This window comes from Luteimonas sp. Soil_C_5 (assembly GCF_057656615.1).
Genome location: NZ_JBDGKA010000002.1, coordinates 246649 through 270731, shown reverse-complemented (window position 1 = coordinate 270731; position 24083 = coordinate 246649). Strand labels below are relative to the sequence as shown.

24 protein-coding genes are annotated in these 24083 nt (G+C 68.0%); 6 read left to right on the top strand and 18 right to left on the bottom strand.

Going from position 1 to position 24083, the window contains the following annotated elements:
- Positions 1-22: 22 nt before the first annotated feature.
- The 4 genes from AC3A5K_RS05620 to purM form a co-directional block, all read right to left on the bottom strand.
- Positions 23-739 carry a DUF3108 domain-containing protein gene (locus AC3A5K_RS05620; RefSeq protein WP_487616539.1) on the bottom strand — a complete coding sequence of 239 codons (717 nt, stop codon included), beginning with the start codon at positions 737-739 and terminating at the stop codon, positions 23-25.
- On the bottom strand, positions 739-1449 hold the full coding sequence (locus AC3A5K_RS05615) for a DUF3108 domain-containing protein (RefSeq protein ID WP_487616538.1): 711 nt from the start codon (positions 1447-1449) through the stop codon (positions 739-741). The genes AC3A5K_RS05620 and AC3A5K_RS05615 overlap by 1 nt, the downstream gene beginning before the upstream one ends.
- Positions 1450-1459: 10 nt before the next feature.
- Positions 1460-2131, bottom strand: coding sequence for a phosphoribosylglycinamide formyltransferase (gene purN, locus AC3A5K_RS05610; RefSeq protein WP_487616537.1), 672 nt, complete (start codon positions 2129-2131; stop codon positions 1460-1462).
- Positions 2132-2205: 74 nt separating this feature from the next.
- Positions 2206-3252, bottom strand: a complete 1047-nt coding sequence (purM, locus tag AC3A5K_RS05605) for a phosphoribosylformylglycinamidine cyclo-ligase (protein WP_487616536.1) — start codon at positions 3250-3252, stop codon at positions 2206-2208.
- 143 nt (positions 3253-3395) lie between these two features.
- Between purM and AC3A5K_RS05600 the strand changes: the two genes are divergently transcribed.
- From AC3A5K_RS05600 to hda, 3 genes are read left to right on the top strand one after another with little or no spacing between them, the layout of a single operon-like run.
- On the top strand, positions 3396-4478 hold the full coding sequence (locus tag AC3A5K_RS05600; RefSeq protein ID WP_487616535.1) for a DUF2066 domain-containing protein: 1083 nt from the start codon (positions 3396-3398) through the stop codon (positions 4476-4478).
- A gap of 22 nt (positions 4479-4500) precedes the next feature.
- The gene (locus AC3A5K_RS05595; protein WP_487616534.1) at positions 4501-5679 is read left to right on the top strand and encodes an AI-2E family transporter; all 1179 of its coding nucleotides are present in this window, start codon (positions 4501-4503) and stop codon (positions 5677-5679) included.
- A gap of 7 nt (positions 5680-5686) precedes the next feature.
- On the top strand, positions 5687-6388 hold the full coding sequence (gene hda / locus AC3A5K_RS05590; RefSeq protein WP_487616533.1) for a DnaA regulatory inactivator Hda: 702 nt from the start codon (positions 5687-5689) through the stop codon (positions 6386-6388).
- Positions 6389-6508: 120 nt separating this feature from the next.
- Here the strand turns inward: hda and murU are convergent, their stop codons facing one another.
- The 3 genes from murU to AC3A5K_RS05575 form a co-directional block, all read right to left on the bottom strand.
- Positions 6509-7204, bottom strand: coding sequence for an N-acetylmuramate alpha-1-phosphate uridylyltransferase MurU (murU, locus tag AC3A5K_RS05585; protein WP_487616532.1), 696 nt, complete (start codon positions 7202-7204; stop codon positions 6509-6511).
- Positions 7205-7310: 106 nt separating this feature from the next.
- Positions 7311-8312 carry a sulfate ABC transporter substrate-binding protein gene (locus AC3A5K_RS05580; protein WP_487616531.1) on the bottom strand — a complete coding sequence of 334 codons (1002 nt, stop codon included), beginning with the start codon at positions 8310-8312 and terminating at the stop codon, positions 7311-7313.
- A gap of 236 nt (positions 8313-8548) precedes the next feature.
- Positions 8549-10069 carry a M20 family metallopeptidase gene (locus tag AC3A5K_RS05575; protein WP_487616530.1) on the bottom strand — a complete coding sequence of 507 codons (1521 nt, stop codon included), beginning with the start codon at positions 10067-10069 and terminating at the stop codon, positions 8549-8551.
- Positions 10070-10275: 206 nt separating this feature from the next.
- Here AC3A5K_RS05575 and AC3A5K_RS05570 point away from each other — a divergent pair, with 206 nt between their 5' ends.
- Together AC3A5K_RS05570 and AC3A5K_RS05565 are read left to right on the top strand one after the other, a co-directional pair.
- Positions 10276-10674 (top strand): ComEA family DNA-binding protein, encoded by a 399-nt coding sequence (locus AC3A5K_RS05570; RefSeq protein WP_487616529.1) that lies wholly within the window; start codon positions 10276-10278, stop codon positions 10672-10674.
- 451 nt (positions 10675-11125) lie between these two features.
- Positions 11126-11746: a HutD/Ves family protein gene (locus AC3A5K_RS05565; RefSeq protein WP_487616528.1), complete on the top strand. Its 621-nt coding sequence runs from the start codon at positions 11126-11128 to the stop codon at positions 11744-11746.
- An 884-nt stretch (positions 11747-12630) separates the two neighbouring features.
- Here the strand turns inward: AC3A5K_RS05565 and AC3A5K_RS05560 are convergent.
- The 9 genes from AC3A5K_RS05560 to AC3A5K_RS05520 all read right to left on the bottom strand — a co-directional run bounded on the left by AC3A5K_RS05560 (position 12631) and on the right by AC3A5K_RS05520 (position 22129).
- Positions 12631-15039: a TonB-dependent receptor domain-containing protein gene (locus AC3A5K_RS05560; protein WP_487616527.1), complete on the bottom strand. Its 2409-nt coding sequence runs from the start codon at positions 15037-15039 to the stop codon at positions 12631-12633.
- Between the two features lie 160 nt (positions 15040-15199).
- The gene (locus AC3A5K_RS05555) at positions 15200-15613 is read right to left on the bottom strand and encodes a hypothetical protein (protein ID WP_487616526.1); all 414 of its coding nucleotides are present in this window, start codon (positions 15611-15613) and stop codon (positions 15200-15202) included.
- 122 nt (positions 15614-15735) lie between these two features.
- Entirely contained in the window at positions 15736-16068 is a 333-nt protein-coding gene (locus tag AC3A5K_RS05550; RefSeq protein WP_487616525.1) for a non-heme iron oxygenase ferredoxin subunit, read from the bottom strand.
- Entirely contained in the window at positions 16065-16640 is a 576-nt protein-coding gene (locus tag AC3A5K_RS05545; protein ID WP_487616524.1) for a GNAT family N-acetyltransferase, read from the bottom strand. Before AC3A5K_RS05545 ends, AC3A5K_RS05550 begins: the two co-directional genes overlap by 4 nt.
- A gap of 136 nt (positions 16641-16776) precedes the next feature.
- Positions 16777-18057, bottom strand: coding sequence for a cysteine desulfurase (locus AC3A5K_RS05540; protein WP_487616523.1), 1281 nt, complete (start codon positions 18055-18057; stop codon positions 16777-16779).
- Positions 18054-19298 carry a Fe-S cluster assembly protein SufD gene (gene sufD / locus AC3A5K_RS05535; protein ID WP_487616522.1) on the bottom strand — a complete coding sequence of 415 codons (1245 nt, stop codon included), beginning with the start codon at positions 19296-19298 and terminating at the stop codon, positions 18054-18056. The genes AC3A5K_RS05540 and sufD overlap by 4 nt, the downstream gene beginning before the upstream one ends.
- Positions 19298-20062 carry a Fe-S cluster assembly ATPase SufC gene (gene sufC / locus AC3A5K_RS05530; RefSeq protein ID WP_487616521.1) on the bottom strand — a complete coding sequence of 255 codons (765 nt, stop codon included), beginning with the start codon at positions 20060-20062 and terminating at the stop codon, positions 19298-19300. Before sufC ends, sufD begins: the two co-directional genes overlap by 1 nt.
- A 127-nt stretch (positions 20063-20189) precedes the next feature.
- Positions 20190-21647, bottom strand: a complete 1458-nt coding sequence (gene sufB / locus AC3A5K_RS05525) for a Fe-S cluster assembly protein SufB (protein ID WP_487616520.1) — start codon at positions 21645-21647, stop codon at positions 20190-20192.
- A 14-nt stretch (positions 21648-21661) separates the two neighbouring features.
- A complete protein-coding gene (locus AC3A5K_RS05520; RefSeq protein WP_487616519.1) occupies positions 21662-22129 on the bottom strand; it encodes an SUF system Fe-S cluster assembly regulator in 468 nt (155 codons plus the stop codon).
- A gap of 170 nt (positions 22130-22299) precedes the next feature.
- Between AC3A5K_RS05520 and AC3A5K_RS05515 the strand changes: the two genes are divergently transcribed.
- Positions 22300-22785 carry an SET domain-containing protein gene (locus tag AC3A5K_RS05515; RefSeq protein WP_487616518.1) on the top strand — a complete coding sequence of 162 codons (486 nt, stop codon included), beginning with the start codon at positions 22300-22302 and terminating at the stop codon, positions 22783-22785.
- Between the two features lie 20 nt (positions 22786-22805).
- Here AC3A5K_RS05515 and AC3A5K_RS05510 read toward each other — a convergent pair whose 3' ends face one another.
- Both AC3A5K_RS05510 and AC3A5K_RS05505 read right to left on the bottom strand, forming a co-directional pair.
- Entirely contained in the window at positions 22806-23540 is a 735-nt protein-coding gene (locus AC3A5K_RS05510) for a hypothetical protein (RefSeq protein ID WP_487616517.1), read from the bottom strand.
- Positions 23494-24054, bottom strand: a complete 561-nt coding sequence (locus tag AC3A5K_RS05505) for a DUF1439 domain-containing protein (RefSeq protein ID WP_487616516.1) — start codon at positions 24052-24054, stop codon at positions 23494-23496. Before AC3A5K_RS05505 ends, AC3A5K_RS05510 begins: the two co-directional genes overlap by 47 nt.
- Between the last annotated feature and the right edge of the window lie 29 nt (positions 24055-24083).

Here is a 24083-nt window from a genome sequence, read left to right as displayed (position 1 = left end):
AGACATCAACGCTTGTCCGGACTCAGTTGACCGACTGCAGACGCATGTCGATGTGGTCCTTGCCGTCGCGGCGCTGGAGCAGACGCGCCGGAACCGGCAGATCGTCGACGATCCAGGCCACGATCTGGCGACGTCCATCCGTGCGCACGACCTTCGTCGCCTGCAGCGTGCGACCGCCGACCGTTACCGCCTCCGTGCCCTCGCGCTCGAACACCTGGCGCTTGCTGCGACCATCCTCGACCAGGCGATAGCGCAGCGGCGACTTGCCGGCCTGCACGTCACGCACCAGCACCAGATTCATCAGCATGCCGTCGAGATCGCCGGTCTGCAGCTTCACGGGTGCGCTCTGGCCATCGCGTACGTCGCCCGAGAAGCGCGCCTCGCCCGCCGTCCAGTCGTAGGTGGTGTTGAGTTCGCGGTTCTTCATCAGCATCGCTGCGAGGCCGGATTCGCCGCGCTGCGAATCGCTGCTGGAGATCGGGCGCCATTGCTCGCCGGTGGCCTCGAACACGGTGGTCTGCTGCATGCGCGCGCCGGCGCCGGCGACCTGCATGCCGTAGGTCCAACGGTTGCCGGTCTCGCGCGCCAGCGTCATGTTCGCCTCGGCCCGCATGCCCATGAAATTGGCCTGGTAGGTGGCGTTGAACGGCTCGATCGCCAACGCCGGCAAAGCCGCGAGCGCGAGCAGGGCCACGGCGCACAGCTTGGCCGGGCGGGACTTCAGGACTTGCAGGTTCATCAAAGTGCTCCTTGGTATTCGACAAGACGCAGGTCCACCGCGTCCTCGCCGTCTTCGCGTTGCAGGATCCGCACCGGCGTCGGCACGCCGTCCGCGATCCAGATGATCATCTCGTCGTTGCCGCCATTGGTTCGTGAAACACGCAGGGCGGAATAGCTCATCTCGCCGAGCGGCACGATCTCCGCTTCCGCAGCCGCCTGGTAGAGATATTCGCGCACGCGGCCGCCATCGACGAAACGGTAGCGAAGGGCCACACCGGGCGCGGCATCGCGCACGACCGCCAGGTTGATCAGCAGCGCGCTCATGTCGCCGGGCTCCAGCGCGACCGGTTGCTGCCGGGTCTTCTTCAGGTCGCCGGTCCATTGCGCGATGTTGCGCGTCCAGTCGTAGACGCCGCTGACCCGCCGGTTGAATAACACCGCCGCCTTGCGGGTGGTCGACTGCTGCAGCGGGCGATAGACCGCGTTGGCGACGTCGAACACCGTGCTCTGCGTGAGGTTGAGGCCGAGGATGCCGGCGAAGCCGCGGTTGCCGCGGATATCGAGGCCGACCTCCCACTGCGTACCCTGCGGCTGCAGCTGCATCGTCGCTGCGCCGGCTGCCTTGCCCTGGTACCACGCCTCGTACGTTGCGACGAACGGGCGCAACTCGGCCGCTGCCGCGGGACACGCGACGATCAGCAGTCCGGTGAGCAGAAGGGCAGGGCGCATAAGGTCGCCATCATGCGAAGCGGTTGTTGGCTGCCAGCTGAAGCGGCGCGGCCAGCGGTTGGCCGTTCATCCGCACCGGTGCCGCCTGCAGGTCCAGGGCACCGGAGGCGATCGTCCGCAGCGTTTCGAGCAGCAGCGGATGTTCGCGGGCCAGCACCCGGGCCGCCAGCCGGTCCGCATCATCATCCGGCTGCACCGGCACCCGCGCCTGTGCCAGCACCGGGCCGCCGTCGAGGTCGGCCGTCACCACGTGCACGCTGGCGCCGTGTTCGACGCTGCCGGCGTCGATCGCCTGCTGATGGGTGTGCAGCCCCTTGAACAGCGGCAGCAGCGACGGGTGGATGTTGATCATGCGACCCGGGCGGGCATTCACCGCCGCGGCGCCGATCAGTCGCATGTAGCCGGCGCAGACGATGAGGTCGGGCCCGGCCGCATCCACCGCGCCGAAGAGCGCTGCATCGTGCGCGCCGCGGTCCGCGTAGTTGCGCGGACGGATCGCAGCAGCGGGAATGCCAGCAAGACGTGCGCGTTCCAATGCGACCGCATCGCGGCGATCGGACCAGACGCCGATGATCTCTGCATCCAGCGAGCCTGCTGCGATCGCATCCAGGATCGCCTGCAGATTGCTGCCGCGCCCGGAGGCGAGCACCGCGATGCGCAAGGGCATGTCAGCGATGTCCACGCGGCTGGCGCGCAGCCGACGCGGGCAGGTTCTGAAGTGTCACTCCCGGATCGCGAACGGTCACGCCGGTCGCATCAACCGATGCGGACACGCTCGGCTCCGTCGTCGGCAGTCACGACCTCGCCGATGGACCAGTGGGCCAGGCCCAGGCCATCGAGCGCGCGGTCGAAGTCGCCGACCGCATCGGCCGGCACCGCCAGTACGAAACCGATGCCGCAGTTGAACGTGCGCCACATCTCGTGATCGGCGACCGCGCCTTCGCGTTGCAGCCACTCGAACACCGGCGGCAGCGGCCACGACGACGCATCGATCGACAGGCCCAGGCCGTCTGGGATGACGCGGATGATGTTCTCGGTCAGGCCGCCGCCGGTGATGTGGGCCATCGCATGCAGATGCGGGCCGAGGTCGCTGCGCAGCAGTTCCAGCACCGGCTTCACGTACAGCGCCGTCGGCGCCATCAGTGCGTCGACCAGCGGCACGCCGCCGACTTCGACATCGGTCGGTCGACCGGCACGGTCGTAGATGCGCCGGATCAGCGAATACCCGTTGGAATGCGGGCCACTGGACGCGATGCCGATCAGCACGTCACCCGCGCGCACGGCAGAGCCGTCGCGCAGTTCCGATTTCTCCACGGCGCCCACGGTGAACCCGGCGAGGTCGTACTCGCCGATCGCGTACATGTCCGGCATCTCGGCGGTTTCGCCGCCGATCAGCGCGCAGCCTGAGAGCTCGCAACCGCGGGCGATGCCGCCGATGACCGCGGCCGTGGTGTCGATGTCGAGCTTGCCGGTGGCGAAGTAGTCGAGGAAGAACAGTGGCTCCGCGCCTTGCACCAGCACGTCGTTGACGCACATGCCGACCAGGTCGATGCCGATGGTGTCGTGCCGGCCCAGCTGCTGGGCGAGCTTGAGCTTCGTGCCCACGCCGTCGGTGCCGGAGACCAGCACCGGCTCGCGGTACTTGCCGGACAGGTCGAACAGCGCGCCGAAGCCGCCCAGGCCACCCATGACCTCGGGACGGAAGCTGCGCTTGACCAGCGGCTTGATGCGTTCGACGAGGGCGTTGCCTGCGTCGATGTCGACGCCTGCGTCACGATAGGTCAGGGGAGTGGGGGCGGTCACGGTGGCCGTCACGTGGCGGAAAGAACGCGGATTCTAACAGCCGCACGCGGGTGCGGCCGTCCCCGCGGCGCGCCGCTCCACGGACCGGTGGCGTCGTTTGTGGCACCATCCCGCGTCGAATGCCCCTGTCCAGGATCCACCGGATGTACCGCCCGAATCGCGTGTTGGGAATGATGGTGTGGCTGCTTGCCGCGCTGCTGCTGGCCGGCACTGCCTCTGCGCAGCGCGTCGAGGGTGACCGGGCCGAAGGGACGGGCCTGTACTCGGCCGAGATTCCGGTGCGCAGCCAGAGCGAGAACGAGCGCGAGGCGGGATTCGCGCGTGGCCTGGCCCAGGTGCTGGGCAAGCTGTCCGGTGACCGGAGCGCCGCCCAGCGTCCGGGCGTGTCGCAGGAACTGCGTCGCGCGCAGCAGTATGTCGAGGGCTACGACTACCGCCAGGACGAAGGCGTCTCCTCGCGCGGGTCGCCCACCTTCACCACCACGCTGGTCGTGCGGTACCGCCGTGACGACGTGGACGCGATTGCGTCCGCCCTGGGTCTGCCGATCTGGCCGGACCCGCGCCCCAAGCCGGTGCTGTGGCTGGCGATCGATGACGGCTCCGGCCCGCGTCTGGTGGCCTTGCAGCAGAGCAACGTCGCGCGTCCCGTGCTGCAGCGCGCAGTCGAACGCGGCTACCGCCTGGGTCTGCCCGGTGGCAGCGCGGCCGAACAGGCCGCCGTGGGTGCGATCTGGCGCGGTGACACCGCCTCGATCGCGCGCATCTCCGCCCGCTACAACCCCCCGATGCAGTTGATCGGCAAGCTGTACCGCGACGGCAGCAGCTGGAAGGCGGACTGGATCTTCGTCGACGGCGGACGCGTGCTGTCGCGCTGGAGCGACACCGGCGACGACGCGCGACGCCTGTTGCCCGGCGGCGCCGACGGTGCGGCCGATGCGCTGACCCGCCGCTATGCCAAGGCCAGCCCGGCCGGCACGCCCGGCGTGCAGGCGATCGTGTTCACCGGCATCAACAGCAGTGCGGACTTCATCCGCCTGTCGGCCCAGCTGCAGCGCATGTCGGTGGTGCGCGGCGTACGCCCGGTCCGCGCCACACCCCTGGGTCTCGAGGTGGAACTGGATCTGCTCACCGGCCTGACCGGCTTCCGGCGCATGGCGGACGAGCAGGTGCTGGTCGAAGCGGACGGCAACATCGAGGGCGTTACGCCCGTCTTCCATCTGCGCTGACGTCCAGCGCCAGGACCTCCCGATGATCCAGACCGATCCCGCGAACGTCGACATCGCGCGGTTCCTCAAGCGCCTGCAATGGGGCTTGGTGGCGTTTGCCGTGGGTTATGTGATCTGGCTGCTCGGCCCGATCCTGACGCCCTTCGTGCTGGCGCTGCTGCTGGGCTGGCTCGGCGATCCACTGGTCGACCGGCTCGAGCGTCGCGGCCGGTCGCGCGCGGTCGCGGTCACGCTGGTGTTCCTGCTGATGACGCTGCTGCTGGCGCTGGTGCTGATCATCCTGGTGCCGATGATCGAGCGGCAGATCGTCACGCTGATCGACAGCCTGCCGGAATACCGCGACTGGCTGCTCGGCACGGCGCTGCCGTGGATCGAACAGCGCACCGGCTATGAAGTGGTGTCGTGGCTCGATACCGAGCGCCTGATCGAACTGATCCGCGGCCACTGGCAGCAGGCCGGCGGTGTTGCGGCGACGGTGCTCGCCTACGTGTCGCGCTCGGGTTTCGCGATCCTCGCGCTGGTCATCAATCTGGTGCTGGTGCCGATCCTGGCCTTCTACTTCATGCGCGACTGGGACCTGCTGGTCGACCGCGTCGCCGCGCTGATTCCGCGCGATCACATCGTCACCGCGACGCGGCTGGCGCGCGAGACCAGCGAGTCGCTCGGTGGCTTCCTGCGCGGGCAGTTCCTGGTGATGCTGGGGCAGGGCGCGATCTATGCGGTCGGCATGTCGGTCGTCGGCCTGCGCCTGGGTCTGCTGATCGGCATGATCGCCGGCCTGATCAGCTTCATTCCGTATCTCGGCGCGACCGTCGGCATCCTGCTGGCGCTGATCGCGGCCATCGTGCAGGCCCAGGGTTTCGACTGGCAGCTGCTGATCCTGATCGGCGTGGTGTTCACCATCGGCCAGTTGGTCGAGAGCTACGTGCTGACGCCGCGCCTGGTAGGCGACCGTATCGGCCTGCATCCGGTTGCGGTGATCTTCGCCGTGCTGGCCGGTGGGCAGCTGTTCGGCTTCCTCGGCATGCTGCTGGCATTGCCGGTGGCGGCCGTGGCCAATGTCCTGCTGCGCTACGCGCACGAGCGTTACACCCACAGTCGCCTGTATGCGGGCGATGCGCCGGAGATCGAGATCGCAGGCGCTGGCCAGCGTCCGGTGATCATCGTCACCGACACCAAGGGCACGGACGGCGAGCGTTGAGTCGGACATGAGTGGTCCATCGCCCCAGCTGCCGCTGGTGCTCCGGTATCCGCCGGATCAGCGGCTCGAAACCTTCGTCGCCGACGATGCCGCGCTGATCCCCCAGCTACGCGACTTCGCGCTGGCCGGCGCGCGGCGTGGGCTCTATGTCGAAGGCGCGGCGGGCACCGGCAAGACCCACCTCGCGATTGCCCTCTGCGCGGAAGCCGACCGGCTCGGCCGGCGTGCGGTCTATCTGCCGCTGCGCGGCATTGCCGGTCGCTTGCGCGACGCCGCGCAGGCGCTCGATGGACACGATTTGATCGCGATCGACGACGTGGATGCCATCGCCGGCGACCGCGACGACGAGATCGCGCTGTTCGACCTGCACAACCGGATGCACGACGCCGGCCGCGCGGTGTTCTACACCGCGTCCGCGTCGCCGGACGCACTCGCCCTGGGCCTGCCGGATCTGCGTTCGCGGCTGGGCCAATGCATCCGCGTGCCGCTGTCCGGGCTCGACGACGCCGGGCGCCACGACCTGCTGCGCCTGCGCGCCGAACGCCGTGGCCTGCAGGTCGACGCTGCGACCATCGACTGGCTGCTGCGTCGCCACGATCGCGATCTCCCCGCACTCACCGCGTTGCTGGACCGCCTCGATCACGCATCGCTGGCGTCGCAACGTCGGTTGACCGTGCCGTTCGTGCGTCAGGTGCTGGCGCTGGACTGAGCGTGGGTGCGGCGTGCGTGCGCACGGCGATGACACCTCCGGGCGCCTGACTTCTGCAAGGCGGGCGCACCCATCCCCGTGATGGATCGCGGCGCCTGTCGTATCCGTTCGCGGATCCGCCTACGCCAGGGCCGCATCCAGCTGCGCCAACCGCGCCGGCGTTCCGACATCGGTCCAGCGCCCCGCGTGGTGCGTGCCGGTCACGCGTCCGTGCGTCATCGCCGCGCGCAACAGGGGCGCGAGTTTGAACCGCGGCGGCCGGGCATCGGCACCAGGTGCGTCGCCGATGATCGCGCGCCAGTCGCGCAACAGGGCGGGGCGGTATACGCCGATGCCGGCGAACGTGGATCGCGCCGTGCCCTCACTCTGCACGCGACCGTCGACGAGCGCGAAATCACCGGCGGGGTTGTGCGCCGGATTGTCGACGAGCACCAGATGCGCATCGCCGTCCGGTTCGGCCGGCAACTGCGCGAAGTCGTAATCGCTCCAGATATCGCCGTTGACGGCGATGAACGGCGCATCGCCGAGCAGCCGCAGCGCGTGCAGCATGCCGCCACCGGTTTCGAGCGGCGGCGCGCCTTCGTCCGAGTAATGCAGGCGCAGTCCCCACTGGCCGCCATCGCGGAGCCCCGGTTCGAAACGGTCCGCGAGCCAGGACACGTTGATGACGACATCGCGCACGCCGATCGCGGCGAGCTTCTCCAGATGCCAGACGATCAGCGGCTTGCCGCCTGCCACCAGCAGCGGCTTGGGCGTGTGGTCGGTCAGCGGCCGCATGCGCTCACCGAGGCCGGCGGCGAAGATCAGTGCCTGCATCGTGGTCGGGTCTCCAGGTGCGGATCGCGCACGATGCGCAGTGGTCGCACCGTCGCGATGGCGGGACCGTAGCGTAACCGGCGGTGGCGATGCACGGCAGGTGGTGTCAGCGCGGCGCCGCGATATGGTCGTACAGGCCGCCGTCGGCGAAATGCACGGCCTGCGCCTGCGGCCAGCCACCGAATGCACTGTCGATGTCGACCATCGGAATTGCACGGAAGCGCGCCCGCAACGACGCCGGCACCGCCTCGGGACGCGTCGGCCGATAGTGATGCTGCGCCGCGAGGCTCTGCGCGGGCGGCGCATAGAGATGTTGCAGATACGCGTCGGCCAGTGCACGGACGCCGTCGCGGTCCGCGTTCCGGTCGACCACGGCGACAGCCGGCTCTGCGCGGATGCTGAGCGACGGGTAGACGATCTCGAACGCCTGGTTGCGCTCCGGGTCGGTCAGTTGACGCAGTGCTTCGTTCTCCCATGCCAGCAGCACGTCGCCGTGCGCTTCGCCGACGAACGCCAATGTGGCGCCGCGCGCGCCGGCCCGCGAGGCCACGGCATTGGCGAACAGCCGGCGCATGTAGGCGAGCACCTGGCCGCCATCGCGATATTCGCGCGACGCCCAGGCCCAGGCGGCGAGATAGGCCCAACGCCCGCCGCCGGATGTCTTGGGATCGGGCGTGACCACATCCACGTCGTCGCGGGCCAGATCGCCCCAGTCGGCGATCCGTTTCGGATTGCCCCTGCGCACCAGAAACACGACCGTCGAGGTGTACGGCGCGCTGCGCTGCGGCAGACGCTCGCGCCAGTCGACTGCCAACAGGCCGGCAGCTGCGAGGCGATCCACATCGCCCGCGGTGGCAAGGCTCACCACATCCGCGAGCTGGCCGGCGAGGATCGCATCAGCCTGTGCCCCGGAGCCGCCGTGCGACATCGAAACCTCGATGTCTTCACCGCGCTGCTGCCGCCACCAGGTGGCGAACATGCGGTTGTAGTCCACGTAGAACTCGCGGGTCGGGTCGTAGGACGCGTTGTGGAGCACGGTCTCCCGCGCCTGCGCCGCACCGGACGCGAGCAGGACGACACACCCGACGATCGACAGCCATCGCAGCATTTACGGGGTCCTCCGGTGCAGCGTCACCTTACCGCGACGGGCGGCAGCGCGCCCGCCGCTCGTGCGACGGCGTCCGTTCGCGCGTACGCGCATGCGCAGCCCTCGCAGCGGCGTGTGCGAGCTTGGTCGCAAGCCACCGGGATCGTGGCCTCAGGTCCGACGGGCTCGTCGAGCAGGTCGCAATGGACGAACGACGGCGGAAACGACCGCCGTCAGTCCAGTAGTCGGTCCGGTGCTCAGCAGCAGCCGTGCGCGCCGTGACGAGTACCGCTGTCGGCAGCGACTGCAGACCCCGTGGTTTCGCCGCGCAGGGACGCCTGGTGATGTTCCGTGAGCACGCGCGCCACGCAGCTGGTCACGCGCTTGCCCATCTCGATGTGCAGGAACTCGTTCGGGCCATGCGCGTTGGAATGCGGGCCGAGGACGCCGGTGATCATGAACTGGGCGCCGGGGAATTTCTCGCCCAGCATGCCCATGAACGGGATCGAGCCGCCTTCGCCCATATACATCGCCGGCCGGTCGAAGAAGGCCTGACTGGCCTCGTCGATGGCCTTGCCGAGCCACGGCGCCAGCGCGGGTGCGTTCCAGCCCGTGGCCGCCTTCTCGAGCACGAGGGTGACGGTCGCGCCATTGGGCGGGTCGCGCAGCAGCACGTCCTGCAGCAGCTCGCCCGCACGTTTGCCGTCGACGGTGGGCGGCAGGCGCAGCGACAGCTTGACCGCGGTATGCGGACGCAGCACGTTGCCCGCCGACTGCAACGACGGAATGCCGTCCACGCCCGTCACCGACAGCGCAGGCCGCCACGTGCGGTTGAGGACCAGCTCGGACAAATCCGCCGACGCCGCGCCCTGATCATCCTTGGAGAACATGGGCTGCAGATCGCCGGTGAGCGGAAACTTGTCGTAGATCTCGGTGTCCAGCACGTCGGCCGCGCGCCGCGCCTGTTCCAGACGTTCGGCGGGGATCTCGGCATGCAGGCCATCGACACGGATTCGTCCGGTGTCCTCGTCCTCGATGCGCGACAGCAACTGGCGCAGCAGGCGGAAGCTCGACGGCACCACCCCCGAGGCATCGCCCGAATGCACGCCCTCGTCCAGCACCTTGACCGTCAGGTTGCCACCGGTCAGGCCACGCAGCGAGGTGGTGCACCAGAGCTGGTCGTAATTGCCGCAGCCCGAATCCAGGCAGACGACCAGCGAAGGCTTGCCGATCCGGTCGGCCAGATGGTCGACGTAGGCAGGGAGGTCGTAGCTGCCGGATTCTTCGCAGGCCTCGATCAGCACCACGCACCGCGCATGCGGCAGGCCCTGCTCGTGCAACGCCAGGATTGCGGTCAGCGAGCCGTAGATCGCGTAGCCATCGTCGGCGCCGCCGCGTCCGTAGAGCTTGCCGTCACGAAGCACCGGCTTCCAAGGGCCCAGATCCTCATCCCAGCCGGTCATTTCCGGCTGCTTGTCGAGATGTCCGTAGAGCAGCACGCAGTCGTCGTTGCTGCCACCGTTCGCCGCCGGAATTTCGATCAGGATCAGCGGGGTGCGACCTTCAAGGCGGACCACTTCGAGCTGCATGCCGGGAATGGCCTGCGCTTCGGCCCAGCCGGTCATCAGGTCCACGGCCTGTTCCATGTAGCCGTTGACCACCCAGTCGGCATCGAACATCGGCGACTTGTTGGGGATTTTGATGTACTCGACCAGTTGGGGCACGATCTGGTCGTCCCACAGCCGGGCGACGAACTGCTCTGTGCGGCGGGTATCCATGGGCAGCTCCAAACGGCAAAACGCGATTGTATCGCGGGCCCGCATTCGGATTTTTCCTACACGGGCGCGGGGGGTTCACCGGCTCCTGCAGGCTGGAGCGCCGGATAGGCTGTGTTCATGGCGTTGGGAAGACTGGCAGTACCGGCAAGGACGAATTGATTCGCCAGTCGGGAAAGGAATCCACCCATCTGCCAAGGATTTAGGCCATGAAAACGTTCGTATCGCTCGTTGCGTCGTTGTGCTTGTCGTTTCTGCTGGCGGGATCTGCATTCGCCGCCGGCACCGGGGAAAAGGTCAATGTGAACACCGCGGACGCCGCCACGCTCGCGCGTGTGCTGCACAACGTCGGTGACGCGAAAGCCGAAGCCATCGTCGCCTATCGCCAGGAAAACGGACCGTTCCGCAGCATCGAACAGCTGGCGTCGGTGAAAGGCATCGGTCTGCGGACGGTCGAGGTGAATCGGGAGCGGATCGAAGTCGGAGCCACCGCGGCCCGGGCGGCAACAGCGCCGGCACAGCGTGCGACCGCAGCGACCGCGCAGCGTGCACCGGCGACGAGCGCCGCAGCCAAATCGGCAGCTGCGCCTTCCCGGTCGGCACCGTAACGCTGATCCACGTGTCTCTGCCGCCGGCACAGGAGTGCCGACGGCGGTTCAGGAGCAGGGACGCTCCCAAGATCGGCAGGACGCCATCTACAAGGACGTATGTATCGCCCGCCTCGCAGGGATGCGCAGGTGGGCGATTTTGTGTCTGGCCTGTGGTTCCGTTCGAGTGCTCACTGAGAAGGCAGTGTGCCGTCGGGCCGCGGGGTCGCCGGCCCTTCGAGTCATCGAGTCATCGAGTCATTGGGTTGTTGGGCCTGCATCGCTGCCCAAGCCATCGAGCGGGACGGATGTTCGCGGACAGTCCGTATCCTTCGTACTAACCCGGGTTCAGGCCTGCACGCGCTCGCACTTTTGTTCGCGCGCGGAAGAAGGTGCTTCGCGCCTCGTTGTGCACTGGCATCCAATGCCGCTCGGCCAGCCGAGCACCCAGGGCCGCGCGTAGAATCGGGCGATGGACGCCGCCCTGCATTCCGATCACGTGCAGCTGATTCCCGCGAACGAGTACCGCCGCGTGCGATGGCACAACGGGGCGGGCTGGACGCGGGAGATTGCGACGGGACCACTGGATGCCGTCGACGGCGTGACACCCGCGTGGCACTGGCGACTGTCGATCGCCGAGATCGACCGCGACGGACCGTTTTCGACCTTCGAAGGCGTCGAGCGCGAATGCATGTTGCTGCACGGCCAGGGGGCGGCGTTGCAGTTCGAGAATGCGCCGTCGCAGCTGCTTTCGCCGCCGTTCGGACGTCTGCGTTTTTCCGGAGAGGCACGCATCTCGGCGGCGCTCGTGGACGGGCGGGTCGAGGTGTTCAACGTCATGTGGCGACGCGAGCGGGTCCAGACGTCGACCTGGCACCGTCCCCTGGTGGGATCGATGGTGGTGTTCGTTGATCCCGACAGCTGCTGGGTGGTGCATGTGCTGGCCGGCCACGCGCGACTTGCGGGCGGCACCGACGGTCCAGTGCTGTCGATGGGTGATACTGCGATCCTGCGTGCAGGCGAGGTGCGGACGCGCCATGCGTTCGAAGGTGGCGGTGAGCTGCTGTTGATCCGGATCGAACCGGAAGGCTGATCCCCGAGGCGCTGAGCCGGTTTCTGACATCTGAGCGTCACCTCGGTCCTGCGCGGGCCGAGCGCTGACGCTCGATGTACTCGAAGGTGGCGATGAGCTGCTGACTGACCCGGATCGAACCGCAACGCTGAGATCTCGAAGAAATGGTCCGTGCGGTGCTTCAGATGGGGCAACATTGCGATCTCGGCGCAGGCAGGGCGCAGACGCGCCACGCGCCTGGAAGGGAGAGCGAACTGGCGCTGATCCAGATTGAATTGCAAGCCAGCCGCCGAAGCGCCTAACCAGTCGCTGATTGGATGCGCGACACCGGTTGTGTTGGTGCGTGACACGTCACGCGTCACACGCTTGATGGGTAGCGCGTGCTGACCCGCATCGAGCTGCGAGCTGATCCACGACGCGTCGAAGCGGTCGCTGATGTCACGAGCAGCACTGCAATCTCGCGCGGATGGGACGCGGCCGCGCCGCGTATTCGAAGTTGGGGACCGGCCGTTTCGGATCCGGTCGAGCCGAGAGCTGATCCAGAAAGCGCTGACCCAGTCGCCAATGTCGGGACGGCACCGCGATCTCGCGCACGGTGGGAGCGAGGGCTTGCAACGCACTCGAAGGCGGCGATGGGCGGTTGCTGATCTCTCGACAATGGGGCCATAGGGCGCTGTCGATGATCTGCACAGCAGTCATGCGCGCAGGTGTAGCGAACCTGTGTCAGGCGCGCGAACGTGCCGTGGCCGATTGCCGATCACGAATGAGCCGCAAATTGGATTTCGCGATCCGGTCAGGCCGAATCAAAAACGCCAACCAGCATCCCATGATGCCGATCCGGCACTACAAAACGACAACGCGCCATGCGGCATGCACCGCACAGCGCGTCGTCTGGACCGGCTGGATCAGAAGCGGACGTTGACGCTCAGCCAGAGGCCGCGGGCCTTGTCCTTGTTGTTGTAGTGGTCGAAGTACAGGATCTCGTTCGTGCCGTCGAAACCCGGGTCGCCGTCGAGATCGCGGAACTCGGTGTCGTAGGTGGTGAAGTCGCGATCGAGCAGGTTGTTGATCCGGCCGTTGAGGGTCACCGCCTCGGACACCTTGTACGACGCGCCCAGGTGCAGGACTTCGTAATCCTTGTAGTACAGCGGTTCGCGCGTGATCACATGCAGGTCGCGGTAACGCTTGGAACGCGCCTCGGCGGTCAGGAACATCGTGAAGCGCTCGCTGGCCTGCCAGTCGAACGTGGCGTTGGCCATGTGCCGTGCACTGTTGCCCAGCGGCAGGCCCGCCGCGCTGCCGCTCTTCTGCTCGCTGTCGGTGAAGGTGTAGTTCGCGCGGAAGCCGAACGCGTCGCTGATCTCCCAGCGGCCGGCGACTTCGGCGCCCTGGATCACGACCTTGTCGATGTTGACCGTCCGGCTGCTCGACGCATATCCGATATCGGCGTATTCGCCGGCCGCGGTGCAGGTGAGCGTGGTGCCCGGTCCGCAGGGCTGCGAGGCGATCTTGTCCTCGAACTCGTTGCGGAAGAAGGTCAGGTTGAAGTTGTGGCCGGCCGGGCTCTGCCAGTAGACCGCCACCTCGGTGCTGGTACTGGTCTCGGGCTGCAGGTCCGGGTTGCCGAACATCGGCGACGTGCCCTGGGCACCGAAACCGGTTACGCCGTCATAAAGCTGGGTGGTCTTGGGCGTCTTGAAACCGGTGCTCACGCCGCCCTTGACCGTCCACTGCGGGCTCACGGTGTACACGCCGTACAGGCGCGGGCTGAGGTGGTTGCCGAACACTTCATGGTCGTCCCAGCGCAGGCCAGCGGTCAGTGCGAAGGGCGCGGTGATGTACCAGGTGTCCTCGGCGAACAGCGAGTACATGTTGTGCTCCTGCTTCAGGCCCGGCGTGCCGCTTTCGATGCCGAAGATGCCGTCCGTCAGTTCGCCCTGGATGACCTGCGCGCCGATCACTGCCGTGTGCTCGCCGGCCAGCTGGAACGGGATGTCGAGCTTGGCGTCGAGCGTGTACTGGGCGCTTTCCAGCGTGCGCTTCGGGCGCGGCAGGAAAGTCGATTCCGCCAGCGCGCGACGTTCGGCCAGCGGCAGGCCGGCGTAGGGGCCGGTGCCGTCGATCATCTGCAGCAGCTCACCGCGCTCTTCGACGGTGAAGGGCATGGTGCGGCCGTCGTTGTTGGTCGCCACGTGCGACAGTGAGACGAAGCTGTTGCCGAAGCCCCAGCGACCTTCGTGGGTCAGCGACCACGCATCGCGGGTGAATTCCTGCACCGGGCCGTAACCTACGCGCGGATTCGCACGGCGCGCCCAGGTGCCGCCGTTCGTGCGGCAAGCCGCCGCATTGGCGCCCGCAGCGCCGTTGCAGAAGTTGCCGGCGGTGAAGATGCTGTTGATGTTGTCCACGGTGCCGACCGGATATTCCTCGACGCCCTGGTCGTTGATCTTGATCGCGTTGTCGTATTCCTGGCGCGAGGTGTCGTAGTCGAAGGTCAGGCTCTGGTTGTCGGTCGGCATCCATGCCAGCGTGATGCCGCCGGCCTTGTTGGTGTTGTCCACCGTCTTGCCACCACCGCCGAAGCCGAGGCCGCGGGTGCGCTCCACGCCATCGGGGTCGACGATCGGGGCGTAGACCGGATTGGACGCGTTGCGGTCGTACCAGCTGGCGCGCGCGCTGAGGTTGAGGACGCCCGGCACCAGCGGGCCGGTGACGAACAGGTCGGCCGTGGTGTCGTCGCCGAACTCGCTGTCTTCGAACGAACGGCTGACCGTCGCCGAGCCGTGCCACGCATCGAGCACCTTCTTGGTGATGATGTTGATGACGCCGCCCATCGCATCGGCGCCGTAGAGCGTGGAGGCCGGACCACGGATCACTTCAATGCGTTCGATCGCATCCAGCGGCGGGATGTGGTTGAACTGGTTGCCGCCGAAGTTGTTCGGGTAGATGTCGCCGTGATTGTTCTGGCGCTTGCCGTCCACGAGGATCAGCGTGTAATCCGAGCCCATGCCGCGCATCGAGATCGAGCCCTGGCCGGTCTTGTCGCGGGTCTCGCCGACGTCGACGCCTTCGATGTCGCGCACCGCATCCAGCAGGGTGATGTACGGCCGCTTCGCCAGGTCTTCCTGGGTGATGACGCTGATGCTGGCCGGCGCGTCGGTGAGCTTCTGCTCGAAGCCCGCAGCGGTGACGACGATGGTGTCGAAATCCCGGGGATCGGGCGCGGCATCGGTCGCGGCGAGCGCGGGCGTCGAAAGCAGGCCCAGCAGGGCGGAAGCGAGCAGCGTGCGGCGGAGCGGCATGGACGTGTGCATGGAAGTCTCGTGTGGTGTGCGGGACGCGGCGGGCGGCGGCTGGCCTGCGAGGGCGCCTGATCGGGCGTAGGGCTGTGCGCCAAAGGGCGCGACCGGTCCGGTCGGGCAGAACGCCTCGGCCGTGCGGCAGGGCGGGCGCAGGGCACCCGCGGAAAACGGATCAGCGGGGCGGAGCGCGCCCGCGATGCTGGCGGCGTGCGGGATCGAAACGGTCCGGCGAACGGGCCTCGCGGCGCCGGCGCAGCTGTGGACGGCGTCGCGCGCGTGGCATCACGCGATAGGCGGCAGGCCGCGCGTGCGGGATCGACTTGACAGCCAGCAGATCGATGGCGCCGCGACGTGACGCGACGGTCGCATCGCCGCCGGACGATGCAGGCGGTGTTTCGTCGCCCTGCGTCTGATGCGCTGCAGACAGGCCGGCCGATGCGGCGTCGACCGTCGTGCCCGGGCCGGTGGCCAGCGTGGCGGCGCACAGCATCGCCAGCAGCAGCACCAGCGCACACACAGCGGCCGGCACGCGGCGAACGCTGCGCGTGAGTCCGGTCACCGGCGTTGGATGGCGGCCCTGCGGCACGAAGATTCCCCTGTGGGCAGACAGGCCCAGCAGCGGGATTCTAGTTGAGAATGGTTCTCGTGATCAAACGAAAACGATTCCGGTTCCAGTCTGGAATGCCGCAGACCGCCGCGCGCAGTGCTTCAATCGCGGTCGTCGCGTGTCCAGATGCCGTCGTCTTCTCGCTTGACCGGAAATTTCACCACCGGCTCGTATGCCGGCGCGCACAACGCACGGCCGTCGCGCACGTCGAAGCGGGCGCCGTGCAGCACGCACTCGATCGAGCCCTCGGCCGCGTCGAACGCGCCGCTGGACAGTCCGAAGTCCTCATGACTGCACTGGTCCTCCAGCGCGTACAGGTCGCCGTCCAGGTTGAACACGAGGATCGGCGTGCCGGTCACGTCGTCGAAGGCGGTCTGCATCTCGCCCGGCAGTAGGGCGTCGGTCGCGCAGACATAGGTCCAGACCGCGCTCATGCGCGCGCCTCCAGCGCCTTCTCCAGAACCTCGAACCGCAGGTCGTCGCGCAGCGGCACGCCGAAGCGGGTATCGCCATAGGGAAACGGTTTGTGGATGCCGGTCCGGCGATAGCCACGGCGTTCGTACCAGGCGATCAGCGCGTCGCGGACATCGATGACCGTCATGCGCATCGTCGGCAGCTGCCAGGTCTCCCGTGCGATGCGCTCGCACTCGGCCAGCAGCACGTCGCCGGTGCCGCGTCCCTGCAGGGCCGGATCGACGGCGAACATGCCGAAGTAACCGCAGCCGTTCTCGATCGCCACGTGCGCACACGCGAGCGGACGGCCCTCGGCACCGTCGATGACGACGACGCGGCTGTCGGCACGCGCGATGTCCTGGCGCAGTACTTCGGGATCGATACGGGCGCCGTCGAGCAGATCGGCTTCGGTGGTCCAGCCGATGCGGCTGGATTCGCCGCGGTAGGCAGACGTCACCAGCGCGACCAGCGCGGGCACATCGTCGGCCGTGGCATTACGGAACACGGGCGTGGCATCGGCCCCGCGGGCCGGATCGGAAACGGAATTCGACATGCGTCCATGCTAACGGCGCCGTCGCTGACACGACAGCGGGCGGATGAACGCGGGGGGTAAAGGTATCGCCGACGTGGTTGCGGCAGGCGCAATGCGCAAGGTCGAGCTTGCAGCCATCACCGGCGGACCGATGCAATCAGCCCAGCAGCGTGCGCACCTTGCGCAGGGCGGCGACGAAGGCGTCGATCTCGTCATGGGTGTTGTAGAACGCCGGCGACGCGCGGCACGTGGCAGCAACGCCGAAGAACTGCAGCAGCGGATGCGCGCAGTGCTGGCCGGAACGGATCGCCACGCCTTCGAGGTCGAGCAGCGTCGCCAGATCGTGCGCATGCGCGCCTTCGATCAGGAACGAGACCACGGCCGCCTTGCCCGGCGCGGTGCCGAAGATGCGCAGCCCGTCGATGCGCTGCAGCTCTTCGGTCAGATGCGCCAGCAGTTCGGCCTCGCGCGCCTCGACGTGGTCCATGCCCAGACGGTCGAGATACTTCACCGCCGCGCCGAGCCCGACGAATCCCGCGATGTTGGGCGTACCCGCTTCGAAGCGGTGCGGCGGATCGTTGAACACCGTGCCGTCGAAGCTGACTTCCTTGATCATCTCTCCGCCGCCGAGGAATGGCGGCATCGCCTGCAGATGTTCGCGGCGTGCCCACAGCACGCCGGTGCCGGTCGGGCCGCACATCTTGTGGCCGGTGAAGGCGTAGAAATCGCAGCCGATCGCGGCGATGTCGACCGCGCGGTGCGGCAGCGCCTGCGAACCGTCGATGACGGTGACGATGCCGCGCTTGCGCGCATCCCGGCAGATCTCGCGGACCGGGTTCACCGTGCCCAGCACGTTGGACACGTGGGTGAGCGCGAGCAGCTTCACGTCCGCCGTCATCGCGCGCTGCAGCGCATCGCGGTCCAGCGCGCCGTCAGGCGCGATCTCGGCGACGCGGATCGTCGCGCCGGTGCGCTCGGCGACCAGCTGCCACGGCACGATGTTGGCGTGGTGCTCCATGCGCGACACCAGGATCACGTCCCCGGCCTTCAACCGCGGCAGCGCCCAGGAGTAGGCCACCAGATTGATCGCGAACGTCGTGCCGCTGCACAGCACCAGTTCGTCGGCGCGCACGTTGAGGAAAGCCGCCAGCTTCTTGCGCGTGCCTTCGTAGGCCTCGGTTGCTTCGGTGCCCAACTGGTGCACGGCGCGGCTGACGTTGGCGTTCTGGTGGCGGTAGAACCCGTCCACCGCTTCGATCACAGACGCCGGCTTCTGCCCGGTATTGGCATTGTCGAAATAGATCAGCGGCTTGCCGTGAACCTCGCGCAGCAACAGCGGGAAATCCGCACGCACGGCCGCCCAGTCGATGCCACCGGCATGGTCCAACGGCGTGCTGGGACCATCGAACGGTGGCGTCAGCGGCGGCAATGCGCTCATGCGTCGACGTGCGCGGACAGCGCGCGATCGAGCAGCGCCTCGGCCTGCGCGCGCAGGCCCGGATCGGCGATGGCCAGCAGCGGCTCGCGCACGAAGGCGGTGGTCAGCAGGCGCTGCGCGGCATCGGCCGGCAGGCCGCGCGAGCGCAGATAGAACAGCGCGCCGGGATCGAGCTGGCCGACGGTCGCGCCATGCGCCGCCTGCACCTCGTCGGCATGGATCACCAGGACCGGCTGGGAATCGATCTCGGCGGTTGCCGACAGCAGCAGGTTCTTGTTCGACAGTCGCGCATCGGTGCCGTCGGCGCCGGCGTCGATGGCGATGCCGCCATGGAACACCACGCGGCCGCGGCCGTCACCGATGCCGCGCCACAGCAGCTGGCACGCCGTGTCACGCGCCACGTGGCGGATGCCGAGGCGGGTATCGACGTGCGCACGTCCTCCGGCCAGCAGTACGCCGTTGGCGGTCAGACGCGCGGCATTGCCGAGCAGGCGTACGTCGAGCTCGTGCCGCGTGAGCGCGCCGCCGGCTTCCACATCGGTGCGGATGTAGACCGCGCGGGCCTGCAGTTCCGCATCGGTGCGCAGGAACGTCGTGGCGCCCGACTCGCGGCGCTGGAGGCGGACGTGGCGCAGCTCGGCATCGTCGGCCACGCGCAGCGAAATCACGCTGTTGTCGAGATGGCGATGCGCCGCCGCGTCAAGATGGTGTTCGACCAGCGACAGCGTCGCGCCTTCGCCCAGGCGGACGTGGTGACGCAGATGCCAGGCGAGATCGGTCGCGGCAGGCGCACCGACGAACACCAGATGGATCGGAGCTTCGACCTTCGCGCCCGCGGCGACGTCGATCGCGACGCCATCGTGTGCCAGTGCCTGGTTGAGACGCGCGAACACCGCGTCGCCCTGCGCGTTGATCGACGGCAGCGCGGCAGCGGCGTCGGCGAGCGTCGAGATCGAGACGCCGGCCATTGCCGGTCCGGGATCCGACAGCGCCGGTGCCGGGCGACCATTGACGAACACCAGCCGCGGCGCCGGGATGTCGGCCAGCAGGGCGGGATCGACGACAGGCGCGTCGCCATCGGCGCGCGCGAATTGGCGGCGCTCGAGCGCGCGCAGCGAGGTGTATTTCCAGGCTTCGCTGCGCGGGCCGGGCAGGCCGGTCGCGAGCGTCGCGTCCAGGGCCGCGCGACGTGCGGTGTCGCCATCGAATCCGGCGGCGAGAGAGTCGAGCAGGGCACTCATCAGACGGCGGTCTCCGGTGCGACGCGGTCCTTGATCCAGGCGTAGCCCTTCTCTTCGAGCTGCAGCGCCAGTTCCGGGCCGCCGCTCTGCACGATGCGGCCATCGGCCAGTACGTGCACGACGTCGGGCTTGATGTAGTCGAGCAGGCGCTGGTAGTGGGTGATCACGATGAAGGCGCGGTCGGGCGAACGCAGCGCGTTGACGCCGTCGGCGACGCTCTTGAGCGCATCGATGTCGAGGCCGGAATCGGTCTCGTCGAGGATCGCCAGCTTCGGCTCGAGCACGGCGAGCTGGAAGATCTCGTTGCGCTTCTTTTCGCCGCCCGAGAAGCCCTCGTTGACGCCGCGGTGCAGCAGGCGGTCGTCGAGGTGCAGCACGGCCAGCTTCTCGCGCACGCGCTTCAGGAACTGCATCGAATCGAGCTCCTCTTCGCCCCGCGCCTTGCGCTGCGCATTGAGCGCGCTGCGCAGGAAGTAGGTGTTGTTCACGCCCGGAATCTCGACCGGATACTGGAACGCGAGGAACACGCCGGCGGCGGCGCGCTCTTCGGGATCGAGCGCCAGAAGATCCTGGCCTTCGAACTGCACGTGGCCGGACGTCACCTCGTAGCCGTCACGGCCGGCGAGGATGTTGCCGAGCGTCGACTTGCCGGCGCCGTTCGGCCCCATGATCGCGTGCACCTCCCCCGGCTTCACGTCGAGCGAGAGGCCTTTGAGGATGTCGCGCTCGTTGATGGAGGCGTGGAGGTTGGCGATATTGAGCATGGAAAGGCCGTAATTGGTGATTCGTGATGGGTGATTCGTCAGGGCGGACAGCCGCGCGATCCGGACAGGCGGTGGCTTCTTCGAATCACCAATCACCCATCACGAATCACTTCGCTGGAAAGCAGCGTCAGCCGACGCTGCCTTCCAGCGACACGTCGAGCAGCTTCTTGGCCTCGACCGCGAACTCCATCGGCAGTTCGCGGAAGACCTGCTTGCAGAAGCCGTCGACGATCAGGCTGACCGCGTCTTCCTCGGCGATGCCGCGCGCGCGGCAGTAGAACAGCTGGTCGTCGCTGATCTTCGACGTCGTGGCCTCGTGCTCGACGGTCGCGCTGGGATGCTTGACCTCGATGTACGGGAACGTGTGCGCGCCGCAGCGCTTGCCGATCAGCAGCGAGTCGCACTGGGTGTAGTTGCGCGCGCCCTCGGCGCCGGCGCCCACCTTGACCAGGCCGCGATAGGTGTTCTGGCCGCGGCCGGCGCTGATGCCCTTACTGACGATCTTCGACTTGGTGCGCTTGCCGACATGGATCATCTTGGTGCCGGTATCGGCCTGCTGGCGGTGGTGGGTCAGCGCGACCGAGTGGAACTCGCCACTGGAGTCGTCGCCCAGCAGCACGCAGGACGGGTACTTCCAGGTGATCGCCGAACCGGTCTCGACCTGGGCCCAGACCACCTTGCTGCGCGCGCCGCGGCACTCCGCGCGCTTGGTCACGAAGTTGTAGATGCCGCCCTTGCCGTTCTCGTCGCCGGGGTACCAGTTCTGCACCGTCGAGTACTTGATCTCGGCATCGTCCAGCGCCACCAGTTCGACGACCGCCGCGTGCAGCTGGTTCTCGTCGCGCATCGGCGCGGTGCAGCCTTCGAGGTAGGACACATAGGCTTGGTCCTCGCAGATGATCAGCGTGCGCTCGAACTGGCCGGTATGGCCGGCGTTGATGCGGAAGTAGGTGCTCAGCTCCATCGGGCAACGCACGCCCTTGGGAATGAACACGAAGCTGCCGTCGGAGAACACCGCCGAATTCAGCGCGGCAAAGTAGTTGTCGCCCACCGGGACCACGCTGCCGAGGTACTGCTTCACCAGCTCCGGATGGTCCTTGATCGCCTCCGACATCGAGCAGAAGATCACGCCCTTCTCGGCCAGTTCCTTGCGGAACGTCGTGCCGACCGAGACCGAATCGAACACCGCATCCACCGCGACGCCGGCCAGACGCGCGCGCTCGTGCAGCGGCACGCCCAGCTTGTCGTAGGTGTCGAGCAGTTCCTGCGGCACGTCATCGAGCGAGGCGTACTTGGCCTTCGGCGCCGAGTAGTAACTGACCGACTGCAGATCGATCGGCGCGATGTCGAGCTTGGCCCAGTGCGGCACCGGCATGGTCAGCCAGTGGCGATATGCGGCCAGGCGCCATTCGGTCATCCACTCGGGCTCGTCCTTCTTCGCCGACAACGCGCGGACGACGTCCTCGTCGAGGCCGGGCGGGAAGCTGTCGGACTCGATGTCGGTGATGAAACCGGCGTCGTAGCGACGGCCGAGCTGTTCGTGGATCTCGGCGTTCGCAACGGGTTCTGCGATGTCGGTGGCCATGGGCTGCCTACTGTCTATGCGGAAGCGAGGCGGGCGTCGATACGCTTCGCGTCGGCTTCGGTGGAAAGGGGGGCGGAACGCGCATCGCCCAGCATCTGCGCCAGCGTCACGCTGCGCAGCGCCTCGGCGACGACGTCGTTGATGCGCAACCAGTTGGTGCGCACGCCGCATTTGGCGGAGATCCCGCACTGGCCGTCGTGCAGGCTGCACTCGGTCATCGCCAGCGGACCTTCCATGGCTTCGACGATCTCCACCAGGCTGATCGCTGCGGCCGGACGCGCCAGCCGGTAGCCGCCGTGCGTACCGCGGAAGCCTTCGACGAGTCCCGCCTGCGCCAGCGGCTTGAGCAGCTTGCTGACCGTCGGCGGCTCGAGTCCGGCCTGGTCCGCCAGGTCCGCCGCGCTCATCACCGTCTCCGGCCGTGCGGCCAGCACGGTCAGCACGACAGTGGCGTAATCGGTGAGCTTGGTGACGCGGAGCACGGGGGCGGTCTCGCAAAGGGGACCAAAATTGTACGCTTTTGGGTCCGCCCGCTCAACGCGCCGCACCGCTCCGGTTCATCGGTCGCGCGCGCGGATGGCCGCGCAGCGCTGGCGGGCCATGGGGATGTTGGCCACAATGCGGCGTCACCTCATGCCGGGCCCCGTGCGCGATGCCGAAGAAGTCGAAGACACCGAAGAAGATCGAAGCCCGCATTTCCAGCATCCACGGCAATGGCGTCTTCGCCACCGACGCGATCGCCAAGGGCGAGCGGGTCATCCGCTACAAGGGCTTCCTGCGCAGCCACGACGACGTCGACAACCAGTACGGCGATCTCGAAGAAGACGGGCATACCTTCCTGTTCACGCTCAACGACGACTACGTCATCGACGCCAACGTCGAGGGCAACGTCGCGCGCTGGATCAACCACAGCTGCGAGCCGAACTGCGAAGCGGTGGTCCACGAGGACGCCAAGGACCGCCGGCACAAGGACAAGGTCTACATCGAGGCGGTCCGCGACATCGCGGCCGGCGAGGAGCTGACCTACAACTACGGCATCACCTTGGCCGAGCGCCACACGCCGGCGCTGAAGAAGCTGTGGGGCTGCCGCTGCGGCGCCAAGACCTGCACCGGCACGATGCTGCAGCCCAAGCGCTGAGTCAGCCCCGGCGCGGTCGATCAGGACGCGGGCACCTCGCGCAGATCCGCCGAGGCGATGCGCCACGCGCGCTGGGCCTGGCTCGCGCCGTCGACCACGGCGCGCCGCAGCACGTAGCGGCCTTCGTAATGCCGGAACGTGCCATCCGCCTGCTGCGCGCGCAGCGAGACCGGCAGTTCTATGAAGCGTGAGCCTGCGGCGGCCTCCACGGCTCCCGGCGCGCCGATGTCGACCATGACCATCGAGGTCTCTCCGAATCCGGCAGCGAACTGCTCCGGCGATTGCCCGCTGCTGCGGCCGCCATCCGACCACAGCGCGTAGGCGCGCGGGTAATCCAGTGCGTTGATCGCGGCGTAGTAGGTGCGGATCACCGCCGCCGCTTCTTCCGGCGAAGGCTCCGGGATCGCTGCGGCCGACGCCGCGGGATCGCCCGGCAGCAGGAGTCCCGTTTCCGGGTTGTCCTCGAGCGGGGCGAGCGTCGGATCGAGGATGTCCGGTGCCGGCGGTTCGCCGCCGAGCGGCACCTCGCCGGGGCCGGGCTGGCCCGGCATGTCGGTGACCGCGCCGCCGGGCTGCTGCGGCTGCGGAAGACCGGCTTCGCCGGGCGCGGTACCTGCCGCAGCGTCACCCGCCGCGTCGTCACCGGCGCAGCCGGCCAGCATCAGCAGCGCCAGCAGCGCGCCGGAGACGGCGGCCCCGCGGCGACGCTCAGCGCGCAAGGTGGACCACCACGCGACCGCTCTCGATCTGGACATCGCCGACGCGCTTGCCGGCCGGCAGCTTCGACAGCAGATCGTCGTCGAGCCGGTAGACCGGTTCGCTGCGCGCATACTCGGCCAGCAGACTGTTCACGACGCCGCGCGCGCCACCCCGCAGCAGCGCGTTGGAGCCGGGCAGGTCGAACTGCAGCAGTTCGGGATTTTCCAGATGCAGGCCGCGTGTCGACGGGTCGTAGCGCAGGCCGCTGACCAGCGACAGGTGGCCGGGCCGGCTGTCGGCCATCACGCCGCCGACGCCGAGGTCGAAATCCAGCCGCAGGCGGCGATCGCCCGACGGCATCGACAGCCGCGGATTGTCCAGCGTCACCGAGACGAGACCGCCGACGCGATCGAAGGTGCGCGGGAACCGGGTGTCGAGCTGACGCTGCAGCTGCGGCGCGGTGAAGGCCACCTGGTCGTTGAGCCACGCCGAGACGACACCGAGCGACGTACACGCCGCCAGGCCCAGCAGCAGGACCGGCAGCACCAACAGGGACAGGACACGACGCATGGGATCCTCCTCGAAGTGACGCGCACCCT

What these genes read in the sequence shown, in the direction of transcription:
- AC3A5K_RS05620 (WP_487616539.1), bottom strand. Translation starts at nt 739, where the DNA reads ATGAACCTGCAAGTCCTGAAGTCCCGCCCGGCCAAGCTGTGCGCCGTG.
- AC3A5K_RS05615 (WP_487616538.1), bottom strand. Translation starts at nt 1,449, where the DNA reads ATGCGCCCTGCCCTTCTGCTCACCGGACTGCTGATCGTCGCGTGTCCC.
- AC3A5K_RS05600 (WP_487616535.1), top strand. Translation starts at nt 3,396, where the DNA reads ATGTACCGCCCGAATCGCGTGTTGGGAATGATGGTGTGGCTGCTTGCC.
- AC3A5K_RS05595 (WP_487616534.1), top strand. Translation starts at nt 4,501, where the DNA reads ATGATCCAGACCGATCCCGCGAACGTCGACATCGCGCGGTTCCTCAAG.
- hda (WP_487616533.1), top strand. Translation starts at nt 5,687, where the DNA reads ATGAGTGGTCCATCGCCCCAGCTGCCGCTGGTGCTCCGGTATCCGCCG.
- murU (WP_487616532.1), bottom strand. Translation starts at nt 7,204, where the DNA reads ATGCAGGCACTGATCTTCGCCGCCGGCCTCGGTGAGCGCATGCGGCCG.
- AC3A5K_RS05580 (WP_487616531.1), bottom strand. Translation starts at nt 8,312, where the DNA reads ATGCTGCGATGGCTGTCGATCGTCGGGTGTGTCGTCCTGCTCGCGTCC.
- AC3A5K_RS05575 (WP_487616530.1), bottom strand. Translation starts at nt 10,069, where the DNA reads ATGGATACCCGCCGCACAGAGCAGTTCGTCGCCCGGCTGTGGGACGAC.
- AC3A5K_RS05570 (WP_487616529.1), top strand. Translation starts at nt 10,276, where the DNA reads ATGAAAACGTTCGTATCGCTCGTTGCGTCGTTGTGCTTGTCGTTTCTG.
- AC3A5K_RS05565 (WP_487616528.1), top strand. Translation starts at nt 11,126, where the DNA reads ATGGACGCCGCCCTGCATTCCGATCACGTGCAGCTGATTCCCGCGAAC.
- AC3A5K_RS05560 (WP_487616527.1), bottom strand. Translation starts at nt 15,039, where the DNA reads ATGCACACGTCCATGCCGCTCCGCCGCACGCTGCTCGCTTCCGCCCTG.
- AC3A5K_RS05550 (WP_487616525.1), bottom strand. Translation starts at nt 16,068, where the DNA reads ATGAGCGCGGTCTGGACCTATGTCTGCGCGACCGACGCCCTACTGCCG.
- AC3A5K_RS05545 (WP_487616524.1), bottom strand. Translation starts at nt 16,640, where the DNA reads ATGTCGAATTCCGTTTCCGATCCGGCCCGCGGGGCCGATGCCACGCCC.
- AC3A5K_RS05540 (WP_487616523.1), bottom strand. Translation starts at nt 18,057, where the DNA reads ATGAGCGCATTGCCGCCGCTGACGCCACCGTTCGATGGTCCCAGCACG.
- sufD (WP_487616522.1), bottom strand. Translation starts at nt 19,298, where the DNA reads ATGAGTGCCCTGCTCGACTCTCTCGCCGCCGGATTCGATGGCGACACC.
- sufC (WP_487616521.1), bottom strand. Translation starts at nt 20,062, where the DNA reads ATGCTCAATATCGCCAACCTCCACGCCTCCATCAACGAGCGCGACATC.
- sufB (WP_487616520.1), bottom strand. Translation starts at nt 21,647, where the DNA reads ATGGCCACCGACATCGCAGAACCCGTTGCGAACGCCGAGATCCACGAA.
- AC3A5K_RS05515 (WP_487616518.1), top strand. Translation starts at nt 22,300, where the DNA reads ATGCCGAAGAAGTCGAAGACACCGAAGAAGATCGAAGCCCGCATTTCC.
- AC3A5K_RS05510 (WP_487616517.1), bottom strand. Translation starts at nt 23,540, where the DNA reads ATGTCCAGATCGAGAGCGGTCGCGTGGTGGTCCACCTTGCGCGCTGAG.
- AC3A5K_RS05505 (WP_487616516.1), bottom strand. Translation starts at nt 24,054, where the DNA reads ATGCGTCGTGTCCTGTCCCTGTTGGTGCTGCCGGTCCTGCTGCTGGGC.